Genomic DNA, 16,701 nt, shown 5'->3' with positions numbered 1-16,701 from the left:
TTCATGTCACTGACCGCGACCGGCCAGCGCATCGTCCTTTCCGACGTCAACCTGTCCTATGGCAGCCACCATGTGCTGCGCGGCCTGACTCTGCACGTCGATGCGGGGGAGATTTACGCGCTGCTGGGCGGGAATGGCGCAGGCAAATCGACCACCATGTCGACGCTGCTGGGCTTTGCCCGGCCCGATAGCGGCATCGTGCAGATTGCGGGGCATGATCCGGCGGCAGACCCGGACAAGGCACGCGAACAGATTGCCTATGTGCCGGAAAATGTCGCGCTGTACGAACATCTGACGGCGCGTGAAAACGCCGCCTATCTGCTGGCGCTGGCGGGGCGCCACCCGGCGGCGGACGCGATCGACGGTGCGTTCGAGGCGACGGGATTGCAGGCCATGGCATGGGACAAGAGGCTGGGCGGCTTTTCCAAGGGGATGCGGCAGAAAGTGGCGATCGCCATTGCCCTGTTGCGCGAAGTGCCGGTGCTGTTGCTGGACGAACCGTCTTCGGGGCTCGACCCGCGCGCAACGGCCGATTTCAACCGGCTGGTCCATGATGTCGCGCGCAAGGGCGCGGCGGTGCTGATGGTGACGCACGACCTGCTGTCGGCGGCCGACATCGCCGATCGCATCGGTTTTCTGGAATCCGGCCGCATTGTTGACGAGGCATCGGCGCAAGGGGAAGAACGGTTCGACGTGCGCGAACTCCACCGCAAATTCGCACACGACGTTGCCGCTATATGAGCGCCGTTACGCTGATCGCGCGCGACGAGCTGCGCCTGATGCGGCGCAACCGCGTTGCCGTCGTCGCCTTTGCGCTGCTGGTGTTGCTGACATTGGCTGCCGCGATCATCAGCTGGTCGCACCAGCGCAATATTGCCGAAACCCGCGCCCGTTTTCAGGCGCAGGCGGCGAAAGAATTTGAGGCGCAGCCCGACCGGCATCCGCACCGCATGGTGCATTTCGGCAATTTCATCTTTCGCCCGCTGGGTCCGCTGGCTGCTTTCGATCCGGGCGTCGACGCCTTTACCGGCAACAGCATGTTTCTGGAGGGGCACCGACAGAATAGCGCGAATTTCGGTGATGTGCGCCAATCGTCGCTGCTGGTCCGTTTCGGCCAGCTGACGCCCGCCTTCGTGTTGCAGGTGATCGCGCCGCTGCTGCTGATCTTCCTTGGCTATGGCGCGGTTGCGCGGGAACGGGAAAGGGGGACGCTGCGCCAGATGCTGGTCCAGGGCGTGCCAGCCCGTGCGCTCGTCATGGGCAAATTGCTGGCGCTGGGCCTGGTCGCTGCGCTGGTCGGACTGCCCGCCATGATCGCCTTTCTGGCTGTTGCCGGACAACCCGGTGCGCTGGCCGGGCCGATGCTGGTGATCGCGCTGGGATATGCCGCCTATCTGACGCTGTGGGCGATCATCGTGATCCTTATGTCTGCGCTGGTGCGGCGCGGGCGTGACGCATTGCTGGCCCTGCTGGCGCTCTGGGCCGTGCTGGTCATTCTGCTGCCGCGTGTCGCGCCGGATTTCGCGGTGCAGGCCCATGCGCTGCCCACCCGTCTGGAAACCGACATCGCCATCGCGCACGACCTGCACAGGCTGGGCGACAGCCACAATCCCGACGATCCTTTCTTCAGGGCGTTCAGGGAAAAGACGCTGCGCCACTATGGCGCCACGCGTGTCGAGGATTTGCCGGTCAATTATAACGGCCTGCTCGCGGTCGAGGGCGAAAAGCTGACATCCGGACTATTCGACGATTATGCCGACCGCAGCTTTGCCATTCAGGAAAGGCAAAGCCGCCTGACCGACGGCTTCGGCATCGTCAGCCCGGCCATTTCGCTGCGGCAATTGTCGATGGCGGCGGCCGGGACCGATCTGGCCGGGCATCGCCGTTTCATGACACAGGCTGAGGCCTATCGGTACGATATGGTGCAGCGGCTGAACCGGCTTCAGGCAGACGCGGTCAGTTACGCCAATGACAAGGCGAAGGATGCCGGGGCGGATCAGCGCAAGCGTATTTCCGCCGACCATTGGCATGCCATCCCGCAATTCCGCTATCAACCACCCAGCGCCGCCGATCTGGTAAGGGCCAGCCTGCCGGGCCTTGGGCTGCTGCTGAGCTGGCTCGTCCTTGCGGCGCTGGCGCTGTTTCCCGTTGTCCGCCATCTTCAGAAAGCCCGTTCATGACCCTGATCGCCCACGAACTGCGCCTCCTGCTGCGCTCGCGCATGGTGGTGCTGACTCTGCTGCTGGTCGCGTCGCTCTCCGTCGCGGCGGTGATGGCGGGCATGGCCGAAGTCGCCCGCCAACGCGATGTGATCGCCCGCATCCAGCCGAAACAGGCGCAGGACATCGCCAGCATCGCCCAATGGGTGGACAAGACGAAGGATGCGGGAAGTGCAGCCTATTACAGCTTCCACGCGACATGGGATGCGCCCGCGCCGCTGGCCTTCGCCGCACTCGGCCTGCGTGATGTCGCGCCCTATATATTGCGGGTCCGGGCGCTGGGGCTGGAAGCGCAGCTTTATGATGGGGAGGCGTTCAATCCCGAACTGGCCTTGCCCGGTCGTTTCGATTTCTCCTTCGTGCTGGTCTATCTGATACCCTTGTTCGTCATCGCCCTGTTCCACGATCTGGTGTCGGGTGAGCGGGAGGCCGGGCGTCTGCGTATGCTGGATGCGATCGCCGGATCTGCGCGGCATCTGTGGTCGCGCCGGGTGCTGTTGCGCGGCGGGCTGCTGTTCGTGATGCTGGCCGTGCCGCTGACGATCGGCGCCATTCTATCGCATGTGCCGGGCGTCACGCTGGTAACGGTGCTGGGCCTCATGGCCCTGTATCTTGCGTTCTGGATCGGCGTGACGCTGCTGATCGGGCGGTTGCGCTGGTCTTCGGTCGCCAATGCGGCGACGCTGGCTGGCCTTTGGCTGGTGCTGACGCTGATCCTGCCGACGATTGCTCACATCGCCATCAATCAGGCCATTCCGGTCGGGCAGGGCGTGGAACTGACACTGGCCCAGCGTGATGCGGTCAACCGCGCATGGGACATTCCGCGCGAAGACACGATGCGCGCCTTTTACGCAAATCATCCCGAATGGAAGGACAGTCCGCCGCTGACCGACGCCTTCCATTATAAATGGTATCTCGCTTTCCACCAGGTCGGGGACGAGAGCGTCGCGCCAAAGGTTGCGACCTATCGCCGTGGCATAGAAGCGCGCAACGCGGCTGCCGGTCATATCGGCTGGCTCCTGCCATCCGTCGGCGTTCAGTCGATCCTCGCGCGTCTCGCCGAAACGGACATGCAGGCACAACTGGCTTATCAGGACCGCATCCGTGCCTTTCACAAGCGTCTGCGCACCTTCTATTATGGCTATCTTTTCACCGACAAGCCTTTTGGCAAGGCGGATTTCGACAAGGCACCCAGGTTTGATGCCAGGTTCGATGGATGATGATGGGCGCTGATCCGGTTCATGCGCCTTTTCTGATCATCGCCCGGAAATCGCGCGATCGATCCTGATGTGGACGATATTTTTAATGCGGTAATGAAATGTCCAGCCCAATTGTCCTGGCAAGCATGAAGGTGACGGAAAGCAGCGTCACGAGCGATAAGATCAGGATTGCGGCAATCTTGCCGACCGCGCTCAGCACTTCGCCCTTTTGTGCCTTTTTGTCCTGATCATAATGCCATTTTACGGCGAAGAACATGCCAAGGCCCAGAACGACAACCTTAAATATTATGAAGATAACCGGAACCCAATCCATTATATTCAGTCATTCCATATAATATCGAAGTTCCTATCGCCATATGGGGCGGGGGCGTTGGCGAACATTGGACATAATGCCCGCCCTCTGAACGGAGGCTGTGACTAAATCTTTTGCCAGCTTTTGAGCATGAAGTGCGAATGCGCCCATTCGAAACATTGCAATAGGATGTCGCCTTGCGATGTGCATGCGTCAACATCCACAGCGCATCGTGCAATTCCGCCGATCGGCAAAAGATCATCGATTTCAGAAAGTCTACCGCACAATTTCGCCGTCAAAGGCAGAAATGGTGACCCCTACGGGAATCGAACCCGTGTTTCAGCCGTGAAAGGGCCGCGTCCTAACCGCTAGACGAAGGGGCCGTTCGTTGTCGCCGCCGTGGCAGCGCTGCGAAGCGAGGGCGCAATTAGGCGGGACCGGGAAAAGGGTCAAGCCCCAAAAGACAATAAAATTACAATCTTCTTCAGTCGGCCCAGGCGGCATCCTCCAGATGCAGTTCCACCGCCGGGCGGCTCCCCCAATCGTCGATCTTCGCCTTGCCCGCGACCCACAGCCGCCGGTCGCGCGGCGCGCCCAGGATCGCCTGTCCCAGATCGGTTTCGGCCTGACGAAAAGCGATGGTCTTGATCGACCGGCCATCGTCTCCACCCATGATGGCGCGCAGATGGCCGTTGCCGACCACGTCCGCCTTGATGACGCGCATCGGCCCGGCGGCGATCAGCGGAGCAGGCCAGCCGGCGCCATAGGGGCCGCCCTGTTCGATCGCAGCGACGAAGTCCGGGTTCACCCCAGTCGGCGCCAGCACCGCGTCGATCAGCAGCGCCCGGTCGTCACGCGCCTTCGCCACGGCTGCCGACAGGCGGTCGTCCAGATAATCGGCCAGCGCGTCGATCCGGTCCGCCGCCACGGTCAGTCCCGCCGCCATGGCATGGCCGCCGCCCGCCACGAGAAAGCCGCTATCCTTGGCCGCCAGCACCGCAGCGCCCAGGTCGACGCCGGCAATGGACCGACCCGACCCCTTGCCAACGCCTGCTTCATCGATGGCGATGACGATGGCCGGGCGTCCGGCCTTTTCCTTGATCCGCCCCGCGACGATGCCGATGACGCCGGGATGCCAGCCTTCGCCCGCGATCACGGCGACGGCGCGATTGCCCTGCGCCGCCAGCAGGGCTTCGGCCTGTTCCTGCACTGTGGCTTCGATGGCGCGGCGCTCTTCATTATACTGGTCCAGTTCCGCCGCGATCCGTGCCGCTTCGGCCGGGTCCTGCGTCGTCAGCAGCCGTACGCCCAGATCCGCCTGCCCCACGCGCCCGCCCGCATTGATCCGCGGCCCCAGCGCAAAGCCCAGATCATGGCACAGCGGCGCACGGGTCAGGCGACTGGCGTCGATCAGCGCGGCCAAGCCGATATTGCGCCGCTTCGCCATCACCTTCAGCCCCTGCGCCACGAAAGCGCGGTTGAGGCCCCTGAGCTGCGCCACATCCGCCACCGTGCCCAGCGCCACGATGTCGAGCAGGTCGAGGATGTTGGGTTTTTCCCGCCGTGCGAACCATCCCCGGCCGTCCAGCAGCTTGATCAGGCGGGCGCCCAGCAGGAATGCGACGCCGACGGCGGCCAGATGCCCGTGGACGGCGGCGTCGGGATGTTCGTCCAGCCGGTTGGGGTTCACCAGGGCGAAGGCCTCCGGCAATTGGGTCGCGCATTTATGATGATCGACCACCACGACATCGACGCCGGTCGCCTTGGCCATCGACAGCGCCTCGAACGCCTGCGCGCCGCAATCGACGGTGACGATCAGGGTCGCGCCTTCGCCCGCCAGCCGCACCAGCGCCTCGCCCGACGGGCCATATCCTTCCATCAGGCGGTCGGGGATATAGGGTCTGGCGTCCAGCCCCAGATCGCGCAGCAGGCGGATCAGCAACGCCGCGCTGGTTGCGCCGTCGACGTCATAATCGCCGAATATGCGCACATCCTCACCGCGCTGCACGGCGTCGGCCAGCCGCTCCGCTGCGGCGTCCATGTCGCGAAACAGGCTGGGGTCGGGCATGAAATGACGGATGGTGGGGTTGCGATGCGCTTCCACCGCGTCGCGCGGGCAACCGCGCGCCAGCAGCAATTGCGTCACCAGATCGTCGGGCAGATAGCACGGATCGCGACCGTCGGCAGCACCCCCGCGCCAGCGCCATGGCTGGCCGGACAGAGAGCGGGAGATATTCAGCGCAAATGTCATGAAACGGCTTTAGCGGCCCCGGAGTCGTCAGGAAACCACGGAAATCATGTCGCAAACGGAACCGTCGCAACCCATTGGGCGTATTGCTTACTTGCCGGGCCTGTGAAATGCGCGGCGCGAAAGGGGCAGCGCGATTTTCATGAGCAGACGGCAGGCCATTTATGTCCGGCGTGTATTGGCCGTGGCGCTGATGACGGCCTCTCCCTTGCCCCTGATGGCGCAGCAGGCCCCGCCACCCCAACCTTCAGTCGCCCAGCCTCAACAGGATGGGGGCGACGGCGAAGAGCCGATCCTGCCCGATGATCAGTTCGACGCGCGCATGCCAAAGATCGACGGCGCGGACGCCAACGCCCCGCTGCCTTCCATCGACAGCTGGATCGACCAGCAGATGCCGCAGCAATCCACGGCGCCTGCCGAACTGCCGCCGGCAACCGATCCGGCCGAGGAACAGGAACTGGCGCAGCCCCTGCCGCCGCTGGACAGCGTGACGGTGCCGGCCAATGTCGCCCATGATGCGGACCCCAATGCAAAGCTGCCCGATGTCCGCTATGCGACCAGCATCGAAGGGTTCGGGAAGACCGGGCTGGAGGATCAGTTCAGGGAAGCATCCGCGCTGATCGATGGCGATGGGAAGGCGGAAACCGCTGCCATGGTGCAGGCGCGCGCGCAAGAGGATGAAAAGCTCGCCACCCGCCTGCTCTATTCCGAGGGCTATTATGATGCGACCGCGCTCGCCAGTCTGGATCAGGCGGGCGATGGCATGCTGAAGGCCGTCATATCGGTGACGCCGGGCAAGCGGTACAGGATCGGCGCCATCGTCATCACCGCCGATCCCACCGTGCCGCCGACGCTGGTGCGCGACAGCCTGCCACTTAAGACCGGCGACTATATCGTCGCCGCCAATGTCGAGGGGGCGGAGGCGAATGTGGCGCTCAAACTCCCCGAAAATGGCTATCCCTTCGCCAAGGTCGGGCAGCGCGATATTCTGCTCGATCCGGCGACGGTGACGGGCGACTATACGCTGCCCGTCGAAACCGGCCCGCGCGGCACCTTCCGCAAGATCACGACCAGCGGCGATCATCAGGCGTTCGGCGCGGATCATATGGAGGTGATCCGCAGCTACAAGCCGGGCCAGTTGTATGACAGCCGCCAGGTGGACGATCTGCGCAAGGCGCTGGTGGCGACGGGCCTGTTTTCCAGCGTCGCGGTCGACCCCGTGCGCACCAATGAAACGGCGCCGGACGGCACCGAATATGTGGATCTGCATGTGGAGCAGGAGGCCGGGCCGCCGCGCACCATCGCGGGCGAAGGCGGCTATGGCACCGGGCAGGGCTTTCGGGCGGAGGGCAGCTGGACCCACCGCAACATGTTCCCGCCCGAAGGCGCACTGATTCTGGGCGCGATCGCGGGGACGCAGGAACAGGGTGTGTCGGCGACCTTCCGCCGCGCCAATGCGGGCAAGCGGGACAAGACGTTCCAGACCGGCATCATGCTCAACCACCAGAATTACGATGCCTATGAAGCCTATACGGCGGGTCTCAATGTCGGCTGGTCGCGGCAATCGACGCCGATCTTCCAGAAACGCTGGACCTACAGCTATGGCGGGGAAATCCTGCTGACCAACGAACAGGTGGTGGTCGATCCGACGACGGCGGAAAAGACCCGCCGCACCTATTTCATCGGCGCGCTGCCGGTGCAGATCGGCTATGACCGGTCCAACGATCTGCTCAATCCGACAAAGGGGTTCCGCGCCAATCTGCGCGTGTCGCCCGAAGGATCGTTGCAGGGCAATTTCTCGCCCTATGTGCGCTCGACCTTCGATCTGACGGGCTATTATCCGGTGTCCGATGCGCTGGTCATCGCCGCGCGCACCCGCCTTGGCACCATCAATGGCGTCAGCCGCAACGATGTCGCGCCATCGCGGCGCATCTATGCGGGCGGCGGGGGATCGGTACGTGGCTTTGGCTATCAGGAACTGGGGCCAAAGGACGCCAATAACGATCCGATCGGCGGTCGGTCCGTCAATGAATTTGCGGTCGAAAGCCGCTATCGCTTCGGCAATTATGGCGTGGTCGCCTTTGTCGATGCGGGTCAGGTCTATGAAAGCCAGATGCCCAAATTTACCGACATGCGTTATGGCGTCGGCCTTGGTGGCCGTTTCTACACCAATTTCGGACCCTTCCGTGCCGACATCGCCATGCCGCTCAACCGGCAACCGGGCGAATCCAAATTCGCCATCTATATCGGCATAGGGCAGGCCTTCTGATGGCGCAGGACGACACGATCCCCGCCGCCGAAACCGTCGTGGTGAAAAACCGGCATCCCCTGTGGCAAAAGATCGCCATCGGCGCGGCTGGTCTGGTCGTGGGCCTGATATTGCTCGTCGGCGCTTTGTTGCTGGGCCTCAACACCCAGTCGGGCAAGGCATTTCTGATCAAGCAGATCGCCGCGCTCCAGATGGAATCGGGCATGCAGATCGAGGTCGGCGCGATCGAGGGATCGATCTACAGCGATATGACGATCCACGACCTGATCCTGCGCGATCCCAAGGGCGTGTTCGCGGTCAGCCCGAAAGTGCATGTGATCTGGCGGCCGTTCCGCTACATCAACAATCATATTTCGGTCAGCCTGCTGGAAACCCCATTGGTCGTGCTGGCGCGCAGCCCACAGTTCAATGTGACGCAGAGCGATCCCAACGCCCCGATCCTGCCGGACCTCGACATCGACGTCGACCGGATGAAGATCGGCACGTTCGTGCTGGCCAGGCCCGTCATCGGGCAAAAGCGCGAAATCGCCATCGACGGCGTCACCCATATCTCCGATGGGCGCGCCATCCTGTCGGCTGACGCCGTGGTCGACAGCGGCGACCGTTTGCAGGCGAAGCTGGACGCGGTGCCCGAACAGAATCGTCTGGCCATGAGCGGCACGCTCACCGCGCCCAAGGGCGGCGTGATCGCCGCCATGTCGGGCCTCACCGATGGCATGACCGCGACGCTGGACGGCAAGGGCACATGGCAGGCATGGGACGGCCGGATCGTCGCCACATCGCCGAAGGGTGAACTGGCCAACATCATGCTCGCCGCACGTGACGGCAATTTTACGGCAAAAGGCCCGGTCCGCCCCGGTCTGGTCTTCGCCGGGCCGGTCGATCGCCTGACCGCGCCGCAACTGGATGTCGATCTGTTCGCGGGCCTCAACGAACGGCGCGTGAACCTGAAGGGCACGTTGCGCTCCCCCGCGATGACCGCCGATGCGCAGGGGCTGGTCGATCTGGGCAAGAGCCAGTTCAGCGCCCTGAAAATCAACGCCGCGCTGCTGACGCCGGGCGCGATCATGGACAAGGTGAAGGGCAATGACGTGCGCGCCTCCATCACCCTTGACGGGCCGATGGCGACGCCCTTCATCGATTATGACATCAGCGCCAAGAGCATCGCTTTCGACGCGACCGGCATCGAAAATCTGAAAGCCAGTGGCCGGGCGGTGATCGACGCCGACCGCATCCGTATTCCCGTCAACGCCACCGCGACACGCGTGACCGGCCTGAATGTAGCGGCAGGCGGTCTGCTTCAGAATCTGCGCGTGAAGGGCGACTTCGCCTATGCCGCGGGCAAGCTGATCAGCGACAACCTCAAGATTGACAGCAACAAGATCGACGCCACCGCCATCGTGCTGGCCGACATCGACAACGCCATCTATCGCGGCGCGCTGAAAGGGCGGGTCAACGATTACAAGATCGATGGCGTCGGCATCGTCAACCTCAACACCGATGTCGAACTGATCCCCGGACCCAAAGGCGGCTTTGGACTTGGCGGCCGTTTCGGCGTGCGCACGGCGCGCTGGGAAAATGCCTCCGTTCGCGACTTTCTGGGCGGCAATGCCGTCATGTCTGGCCGCATCGGCATGACGCCGGAGGGCAGGTTCACGCTGGCGGGCCTCAAGGGCGCGGCCCCCAATTTCACGATTCTCAGCGGTTCGGGCAGTTACGACACCAACGGGCAGGTCGCCTTCGACGCGGCTGCCTCTTCGAAACAATATGGCCCGCTGGCGCTGACCGTGCGCGGAACGATGGAACGGCCGCAGGCGGTACTGCGCGCGGCGCGCCCCAATGTCGGCGTGCAACTGACCGATGTCGTCGCCCGGCTGAATGGCGAGGCGGCGGGCTACAGGCTCGAAGCGACGGGGGAATCGCCCTATGGTCCCTTCTTCGCCAATGTCCTGATCCGCACCGCGCAGGGGCCACTGACCATCGACGTGACCAAAGCGCGCTTTGCCGGCGTCGACATGAACGGTCGCATCCAGCAGACCGCCGCCGGCCCCTTCACCGGGCAGCTGGCGCTGAACGGATCGGGCATCAACGGCGCGGTCAAACTGGCCGCCGTGGGCAAGGTGCAGAGCGTCGACGTCAACGTCACCGCCAATAATGCGAAATTGCCGGGAGAGGCAGATGTCGTCATCGGCCGGGCGGTCGTCACCGCTTCCATGCTGCTCACCGATCAGCCGCAGCTGAAGGCCGATGCGCAGATCGCCAATGCCGCCTATGGCACCTATGTCGTGCGCAAGGCGCGGGCGCGTCTGGATTATCAGGGCGGGCGCGGCCGGGCGCAGATGGTCGCCGACGGTTCAAGCGGCGTGCCATTTTCCGTAGCCGTCAATGCGGCGTTGCGTTCCGACCTCTATGCCGTGGCGTTGCAGGGCAAGGCCGCCAATATCGATTTCCGTCTCGCCAATCCTGCTATCATTCGCAAGGAAAAGGGCGGTTATCGTCTCGAACCGGCAACGCTGGTGCTGCCGCAGGGCAAGGTGGATCTGGCGGGGCGCTTTGGCGACACCATCAGCGCGCAGGCCCGGTTCAAGGATTTCGATCTTGCCATCGTCAACATGGCGGCGCCCGGCATGGGCGTGGGCGGACGGATGACGGGCACGCTGGACTATAGCCAGCAGGGCAATGCCTTCCCCACGGCCACCACCCGCCTTGCCATCAATGATTTCCGCCGTTCAAGTCTGACCGCCGTGTCGGACCCGGTGTCGATGAATGTGGAAGGAAAACTGTCCTCGGCCGGTGGCGACTTGCGCGGGCTGATCCGCGCGGGCAGCAATACGCTGGGCCGCTTTACCGTCACGCTGGCGCCGCCCGGACCGGGGACGGGCTGGGTCGAACAGTTGCAGCATGCGCCGCTGGGCGGGGGCATCCGCTACGCGGGGCCGGCCGATGTGCTCTTCTCCTTCGCGGGCCTTGCGGATCAGCAGCTGACCGGCGGGCTTGCCGTCGCGGCGGATTTTAGTGGGCAGTTGACCAATCCGCGCCTCAATGGCGTAGTGCGGGCCAATGCGCTGACCTATGAAAATGAGACGTTCGGCACCCGCGTCACCCAGATGAAGCTGGACGGGCGATTCACCAGTGATCACCTTGAAATCCGCGACTTTTCCGGCCGGGCCGGGGATGGCACGGTGCAGGCATCGGGCAATGTCGGGCTAGCGGCGGACAGCGGTTTCCCGATGGACATCGCCGTCAAACTGAACCGCGCGCGCCTAGCCCGCAGCGAAGCGATCACCAGTGTCGTCAGCGGCACGCTCAACATTACCAACAGCGCGGCCAATGGCGGCCTGATCAAAGGCGACCTGTCGCTGCCCGAAACCCGTTATCGCGTCGCGTGGCAGGGGGGCACCGAAATCCGCCAGCTGACCGGCGTCCATCGCAAGGGCGAGGGTGGGGATTCGCTCGATCAGCGGATCGCCGCGCGCAAGGCCGCCGCCGCAAAGCCCGCCGACTGGAAACTCGACATCCGGGTGCGGGCGGACAATGAAATCTATGTGACCGGCATGGGCCTCGATTCCGAATGGAAGACGAACATGCGCGTCACCGGCACGACCGCCAATCCGCGCGTCGTGGGCAAGATCGAGTCGATCCGGGGCCGCTACAGCTTCTCCGGCCATCAGTTCGATCTGGAACAGGGCGTCATCACCTTCAACGGGCCGATGATGAACCCGACGCTGTCGATCCGCGCACAGACCCGGATCGACACGGTGACGGCGGGGATACAGGTATCGGGTTCCGCGCAGCAGCCGGACATCGCCTTCATTTCCACGCCCACATTGCCGCAGGACGAAATCCTGTCGCGCATCCTGTTCGGGGAAAATGTCGCCAACCTGTCACCTGTGCAGGCGGTGCAGCTGGCCGCGGCGCTGAACGGGCTTCGCGGCGGTAGCGGCGGCCTCAACCCAATGGGCAAGTTGCAGGGGGCGTCGGGTCTCGACCGTATCGGCATCGTCGGCGGGGATGATGCAACCGGGCGCGGCACCAGCCTGGCGGTCGGCCAGCATATCTCCAACAATATTTATGTGGAGGTCATCACCGATTCGAAGGGCTTTACCGCGACCCAGCTGGAAATCGCCCTGTCAAAAGCGCTCAGCCTGCTGTCGCGCACCGGCACCAATGCCGGGTCGTCGGCCAACCTGCGCTATTCGAAGGATTATTGACGGGCAGGGCGAAGGCTTGCGCTCGCCCGCGCGGTTGCGCACCTTATGCACGGGCTTTAGGGCTGGGGGGATGTTTCGTTTCTTTCGCCCATGGCTGTTGCTGATCGCGCTGTTCGCGACGCCGGCCTTCGCCCTGCCTACCAACAGGCCCATGGCCGGCTATGCCCGCGTGTCTATCGAAACGTCCGTCGGCACCATCATCGTGTCGGTGGATCAGAAGCGGGCGCCGCGCACATCGGCCAATTTCCTGACTTATGTCGACGATGGCCGCTTTGACGGCGTGACCTTCTACCGCGCGGCCCGGCGCAAGAGCGATCCGCATTATGGCCTGATACAGGGCGGCATCGACACCGATGCGCGCCGGTCGCTGCCGCCGATCCCGCATGAACCGACCAGCAGGACCGGCATCCTGCATCTGGACGCGACCCTGTCCATGGCGCGGCCCAACCGGGCCGATTCGGCGATGGGCAATTTCTTCATCACCATCGGCGCCACTCCCAACATGAACGCGCGGGGCGACTATATCGGCTATGCCGCCTTTGGCCATGTCGTGGCGGGAATGGACGTCGTGCGGAAAATCCTGTCCGTGCCGACATGCTGCGGGTCCGGGCCGATGCGTGGGCAGATGATCATCAAACCGATCACGATCCTGCGCGCCCGGCGCCTCGACGGCACACCGCATCCGACGCGCGGGGTGAAGCCATGGCTGATCGGCATCAACAGGCGACCGGCCCGCTAGACCATCTTGCAGTCATCTGGAACGGTTGACGGATCGCACAATGCGGCCGGCCGAAACATCCACAGCATGATCCGATTGAGGCTGATCGGATCATGCCCCATGCCGGTTCCGGCGGATGGCGCGGATTAAGGAGGGTGCCCATCAGGCGGCCCATTGGACAGCGAAGGAGACAGTCCTACGCCAGTCCCGCCTGATGCCGCGCCGGGTTGGCCCTGTCGCTCCCCGCTTCCGCCCGGCGCGCCAGATAGTGTTTCCACGCTTTTTCATGAAAGAAGAATGCGACGGCATTGATCACGGGTTCGATCAGCGCGATCCCGCCCGCCAAGGCGACGGAACCGGTCATGACATAGGCGACGGTAAAACCGACCGTCAGGTGGATGCTGAGATAGGTAGCGGTCTTGATAAGGTCGAGCGGCATGGGCGTCTCCTTCCTGCGATCAAGATAATAATGATTTGCAATAACGGCTAATGACTTTTTCCGCTGGCTGAAATCGGCTGCGGCGATCATCATGGTTGCACAGGAGAAGCGATATGAGCGGACGGATCAGGGTGGGCATCGGCGGCTGGGTCTATGACGATTGGCGCAGCAATTTCTATCCTGCGGGCCTGCGCCAGAAGGATGAGCTGGCCTATGTGGGGCAGCATCTGACCGCAACCGAAATCAACGCAACCTATTATAGCAGTCAGAAGCCCGCGACCTTCGCATCCTGGGCAAAGGCGGTGCCGGACGGCTTTCAGTTCGCGGTCAAGGCGTCACGCTATGCCACCAATCGCCGTATATTGGCCGAAGCGGGCGAATCGATCGCCAAATTCACCGGGCAGGGGATTGCCGAACTGGGTGACCGGCTCGGCCCGATCCTGTGGCAATTCATGGCGACGAAGACATTCGATCCCGACGATTTTGGTGCATTTCTGCAAATGCTGCCTGCCCGTGTCGATGGCGTGCCGCTGCGCCATGCCGTGGAAGTGCGGCATGACAGTTTCGACGATCCCGCTTTCCTTGCAATGGCGCGCGATGCCGGGGCAGCGGTGGTTTTTGCCGATCATGAAACTTATCCCGCCATCATGGGGCATGATGTGGGCTTCACCTATCAGCGGCTGATGCGCACGCAGGAAGATGAGCCGACAGGCTATCGGGCGGCGGCGATCGCGGACTGGGCGACGCGGGCGAGCAGCGCCGTAAAACAGGGTGACGTCTTCAGTTTCTTCATCGGCGGGGCGAAGGCGCGCAATCCTGCGGCGGCGCTCGCGATGATGGCGGCGCTGCGGTAACGTCTCTGTTGCGTTTGATGCAATCGGAATGTCGTGCTTTGCGATTGTTACAATAGTATGACGGGCGTAATGGCCCGCCCTCGCCCCGATGGGTGATAATTATCGTAATGATGGAGCATAATATGCGACAGGCTTTTCAGGGCGCTGTGCTGGCCGCAGCGGTCGGTATCCAGATGCTGACTTTCTATTCGGTGCTATATGCCTGATGTCGCGGTGAACGCGACATCGAATCCCGCCATGCGGGATATGAAAAGGCCGTCTCCGCTCTGAAGCGGGACGGCCTTTTATTTTATCCTTATTGCCGATCATGGCGGAACGTCCTTCCGCCCGTCATCAACCCTCCGCCAGCCACCCGGCCAGCAGATAGGCCACGACGCCGATCGGTCCCAGCGCGCAGAGCGTCAGCAGGACGGTGGCGACGCGGATCAGCGTGACGTCCACGCCGGTGCGGGTGGCGATCCCCGCGCACACGCCCATGATCTTTCCGTTGCGACGGTCGAGGGTGAAGCTGTTGGTCATGAAACTGGCCTTTCGATGATGGATGAAGACGGAAAATCGCGCGATCAGGCGATCGGCGTGACCGGCACGGCTGCGGCGATGAACAGGCTGGCGACGGTGAAGGCGCCGACGAGGGCAAAGGCGACATTCTGGAACCTGGCGATGGACATGGCGGATACTCCCTGATGTTATGATCGGGCCTGTGATCCGTCGGGATCGTTCAGCCTTGATGCCCACAGGGATCGCAGATGCCGTGCCAGTTTGAATTTTCGGCGGAAAAGCGGGGTTTTTGGCCTGACGACGAAAAATGCAGGTCGCCCCTTTTGCATGCTAATGGTGAAAATGCCCGCATATTGGGGAAATGTTCCTGACATGTCGTCCGACTGCTTCCATCTTTTCGTCTATGGTACGCTGCGCCCCGCATTTGGCGGCCCGATGGCACTCTGGCTCAGTCGTTCTGCCCGGCTGGTCGGTCCGGCCATGATCGCGGGTCGGCTGTACCGGGTGGCGGATTATCCGGGGCTGGTGCCCGGTCCCACGGGGCAGGTGCATGGCGACCTGTTTGCGCTGGCGGACGCAGCGGCGGTGCTTGCGATGCTTGACGATTATGAGGAATGCGCCGCCCATCACCCCCATCCGCAGGAATATCGGCGTGAGGCTGTGATCGTACCTACGGCCGCCGGACCGGCAAGGGCATGGGTCTATATCTATAATCATGATGTGGCGGGACTGCCCTTGATCGCCGATGGCGACTTCCTCCCTTGCGCGGGTGATGGCGGCCGCTAGTTTGATGGCCCGACCGACAGCAGGAGGACCCGATGACGACCGACCGCAGCGATGATCAGCAGCCCGAAACCCAGCGCCTGCCGGAGGATCGCAACTGGATCGGCACCACCGGGCTTGGCCGTCGGCAGCTGCTGGCCGGTGGCGCTTTCGCCGCGGGTTTCGCGGCCGCATGCCGCCCCGTCGCCAGCAGCGCGGTGCAGACGCCGGGCGATGGCCTGACCGAAGAACAGGTGTCCATCCCCGCCAGCGACGGCTTCGCCATGCCTGCCTTCGTCGCGCGGCCCGCAGGGAAGAAGGCCGCGCCGGTTATCGTCGTCGTGCATGAAATTTTCGGCGTGCATGAATGGATTCGCGACATGTGCCGCCGCTTTGCGAAAGCGGGCTATTATGCCATCGCGCCGGATCTGTTCGCGCGCCATGGCGACGCGACGAAGGTCGCCGATTTCAAGCAACTGGTCGGGACGATCGTGTCGAAGGCGCCCGACGCGCAGGTGCTGGCCGACATCGACACCAGCTATGCCTGGGCGGGAAAACATGGCGGCGACGCGAAACGGCGCGGCGTCACCGGTTTCTGCTGGGGCGGGCGGATCGTGTGGCTTTATGCCGCGCACAGCGCCGAACTGGACGCCGGCGTCGCCTTTTACGGCCGACTGGTCACGGACAAGACGCCGTTGCAGACACTGAGCGCGATCGAGGAAGTAGGCAGGCTCAAGGCCCCGGTGCTGGGCCAATATGGTGAGCGGGACAAGGGCATTCCCGTCACCGATGTCGAAGCGATGCGCGCCGCCCTTGTCAAGGCAGGCAAGTCCCCGCCCGACAGCATCACCGTGCATGCCGGGGCGGACCATGGCTTCATGGCCGATTATCGCCCCAGCTATAACGAAGCCGCCGCCAAGGCCGCATGGGATGCGACGCTTGGCTGGTTCGGCAGATATGTGAAGGGATGA

13 protein-coding genes and 1 tRNA gene are annotated in these 16,701 nt (G+C 63.5%); 9 read left to right on the top strand and 5 right to left on the bottom strand.

The annotated features are described in order from the left end of the window. Positions 1 to 3 precede the first annotated feature (3 nt). Genes ACOJSJ_RS15330 through ACOJSJ_RS15320 form a run of 3 tightly spaced genes read left to right on the top strand, consistent with a single transcriptional unit; the run spans position 4 to position 3,439 of the window. On the top strand, positions 4 to 741 hold the full coding sequence (locus ACOJSJ_RS15330) for an ABC transporter ATP-binding protein (protein ID WP_420145841.1): 738 nt from the start codon (positions 4 to 6) through the stop codon (positions 739 to 741). Beyond that, positions 738 to 2,180: an ABC transporter permease gene (locus tag ACOJSJ_RS15325; protein ID WP_420145840.1), complete on the top strand. Its 1,443-nt coding sequence runs from the start codon at positions 738 to 740 to the stop codon at positions 2,178 to 2,180. The genes ACOJSJ_RS15330 and ACOJSJ_RS15325 overlap by 4 nt, the downstream gene beginning before the upstream one ends. Further along, a complete protein-coding gene (locus tag ACOJSJ_RS15320) occupies positions 2,177 to 3,439 on the top strand; it encodes an ABC transporter permease (protein ID WP_420145839.1) in 1,263 nt (420 codons plus the stop codon). Before ACOJSJ_RS15325 ends, ACOJSJ_RS15320 begins: the two co-directional genes overlap by 4 nt. A gap of 82 nt (positions 3,440 to 3,521) precedes the next feature. On the opposite strand, the gene ACOJSJ_RS15315 is transcribed toward ACOJSJ_RS15320, so the two are convergent. From ACOJSJ_RS15315 to recJ, 3 genes are all read right to left on the bottom strand, one after another. Then, entirely contained in the window at positions 3,522 to 3,752 is a 231-nt protein-coding gene (locus ACOJSJ_RS15315) for a hypothetical protein (protein WP_420145838.1), read from the bottom strand. A 287-nt stretch (positions 3,753 to 4,039) separates the two neighbouring features. Then, positions 4,040 to 4,114, bottom strand: a tRNA-Glu gene (locus tag ACOJSJ_RS15310). Between the two features lie 101 nt (positions 4,115 to 4,215). Then, positions 4,216 to 5,982 carry a single-stranded-DNA-specific exonuclease RecJ gene (gene recJ / locus ACOJSJ_RS15305; protein WP_420145837.1) on the bottom strand — a complete coding sequence of 589 codons (1,767 nt, stop codon included), beginning with the start codon at positions 5,980 to 5,982 and terminating at the stop codon, positions 4,216 to 4,218. 139 nt (positions 5,983 to 6,121) lie between these two features. On the opposite strand from recJ, the gene ACOJSJ_RS15300 reads away from it, so the two are divergent. The 3 genes from ACOJSJ_RS15300 to ACOJSJ_RS15290 all read left to right on the top strand — a co-directional run bounded on the left by ACOJSJ_RS15300 (position 6,122) and on the right by ACOJSJ_RS15290 (position 13,198). Beyond that, on the top strand, positions 6,122 to 8,248 hold the full coding sequence (locus ACOJSJ_RS15300) for a BamA/TamA family outer membrane protein (RefSeq protein WP_420145836.1): 2,127 nt from the start codon (positions 6,122 to 6,124) through the stop codon (positions 8,246 to 8,248). Then, on the top strand, positions 8,248 to 12,459 hold the full coding sequence (locus ACOJSJ_RS15295) for a translocation/assembly module TamB domain-containing protein (RefSeq protein WP_420145835.1): 4,212 nt from the start codon (positions 8,248 to 8,250) through the stop codon (positions 12,457 to 12,459). Before ACOJSJ_RS15300 ends, ACOJSJ_RS15295 begins: the two co-directional genes overlap by 1 nt. 70 nt (positions 12,460 to 12,529) lie before the next feature. Further along, the gene (locus ACOJSJ_RS15290) at positions 12,530 to 13,198 is read left to right on the top strand and encodes a peptidylprolyl isomerase (RefSeq protein ID WP_420145834.1); all 669 of its coding nucleotides are present in this window, start codon (positions 12,530 to 12,532) and stop codon (positions 13,196 to 13,198) included. A gap of 175 nt (positions 13,199 to 13,373) precedes the next feature. Here the strand turns inward: ACOJSJ_RS15290 and ACOJSJ_RS15285 are convergent, their stop codons facing one another. Then, entirely contained in the window at positions 13,374 to 13,616 is a 243-nt protein-coding gene (locus ACOJSJ_RS15285) for a DUF2061 domain-containing protein (protein WP_420145833.1), read from the bottom strand. 113 nt (positions 13,617 to 13,729) lie between these two features. Here ACOJSJ_RS15285 and ACOJSJ_RS15280 point away from each other — a divergent pair, with 113 nt between their 5' ends. Continuing rightward, the gene (locus ACOJSJ_RS15280) at positions 13,730 to 14,470 is read left to right on the top strand and encodes a DUF72 domain-containing protein (protein WP_420145832.1); all 741 of its coding nucleotides are present in this window, start codon (positions 13,730 to 13,732) and stop codon (positions 14,468 to 14,470) included. A 333-nt stretch (positions 14,471 to 14,803) separates the two neighbouring features. Here the strand turns inward: ACOJSJ_RS15280 and ACOJSJ_RS15275 are convergent, their stop codons facing one another. Then, positions 14,804 to 14,989: a PspC domain-containing protein gene (locus tag ACOJSJ_RS15275; RefSeq protein ID WP_420145831.1), complete on the bottom strand. Its 186-nt coding sequence runs from the start codon at positions 14,987 to 14,989 to the stop codon at positions 14,804 to 14,806. Positions 14,990 to 15,340: 351 nt separating this feature from the next. Between ACOJSJ_RS15275 and ACOJSJ_RS15270 the strand changes: the two genes are divergently transcribed. After that, positions 15,341 to 15,754, top strand: a complete 414-nt coding sequence (locus ACOJSJ_RS15270; protein WP_420145830.1) for a gamma-glutamylcyclotransferase family protein — start codon at positions 15,341 to 15,343, stop codon at positions 15,752 to 15,754. A 32-nt stretch (positions 15,755 to 15,786) separates the two neighbouring features. After that, on the top strand, positions 15,787 to 16,701 hold the full coding sequence (locus ACOJSJ_RS15265) for a dienelactone hydrolase family protein (RefSeq protein ID WP_420145829.1): 915 nt from the start codon (positions 15,787 to 15,789) through the stop codon (positions 16,699 to 16,701).

The organism is Sphingobium sp. (assembly GCF_048594625.1).
In the GTDB taxonomy this organism is placed as follows: Bacteria; Pseudomonadota; Alphaproteobacteria; order Sphingomonadales; family Sphingomonadaceae; genus Sphingobium.
The sequence above is the reverse complement of the archived record's forward strand: the minus strand, read 5'-3'. Positions and strand labels throughout refer to the sequence as shown.

Bases quoted from the DNA above. Each gene is read 5' to 3' on its own strand.
- ACOJSJ_RS15295 (WP_420145835.1), top strand. From the start codon at position 8,248: ATGGCGCAGGACGACACGATCCCCGCCGCCGAAACCGTCGTGGTGAAA.
- recJ (WP_420145837.1), bottom strand. From the start codon at position 5,982: ATGACATTTGCGCTGAATATCTCCCGCTCTCTGTCCGGCCAGCCATGG.
- ACOJSJ_RS15300 (WP_420145836.1), top strand. From the start codon at position 6,122: ATGAGCAGACGGCAGGCCATTTATGTCCGGCGTGTATTGGCCGTGGCG.
- ACOJSJ_RS15315 (WP_420145838.1), bottom strand. From the start codon at position 3,752: ATGGATTGGGTTCCGGTTATCTTCATAATATTTAAGGTTGTCGTTCTG.
- ACOJSJ_RS15320 (WP_420145839.1), top strand. From the start codon at position 2,177: ATGACCCTGATCGCCCACGAACTGCGCCTCCTGCTGCGCTCGCGCATG.
- ACOJSJ_RS15290 (WP_420145834.1), top strand. From the start codon at position 12,530: ATGTTTCGTTTCTTTCGCCCATGGCTGTTGCTGATCGCGCTGTTCGCG.
- ACOJSJ_RS15270 (WP_420145830.1), top strand. From the start codon at position 15,341: ATGTCGTCCGACTGCTTCCATCTTTTCGTCTATGGTACGCTGCGCCCC.
- ACOJSJ_RS15330 (WP_420145841.1), top strand. From the start codon at position 4: ATGTCACTGACCGCGACCGGCCAGCGCATCGTCCTTTCCGACGTCAAC.
- ACOJSJ_RS15275 (WP_420145831.1), bottom strand. From the start codon at position 14,989: ATGACCAACAGCTTCACCCTCGACCGTCGCAACGGAAAGATCATGGGC.
- ACOJSJ_RS15325 (WP_420145840.1), top strand. From the start codon at position 738: ATGAGCGCCGTTACGCTGATCGCGCGCGACGAGCTGCGCCTGATGCGG.
- ACOJSJ_RS15285 (WP_420145833.1), bottom strand. From the start codon at position 13,616: ATGCCGCTCGACCTTATCAAGACCGCTACCTATCTCAGCATCCACCTG.
- ACOJSJ_RS15280 (WP_420145832.1), top strand. From the start codon at position 13,730: ATGAGCGGACGGATCAGGGTGGGCATCGGCGGCTGGGTCTATGACGAT.
- ACOJSJ_RS15265 (WP_420145829.1), top strand. From the start codon at position 15,787: ATGACGACCGACCGCAGCGATGATCAGCAGCCCGAAACCCAGCGCCTG.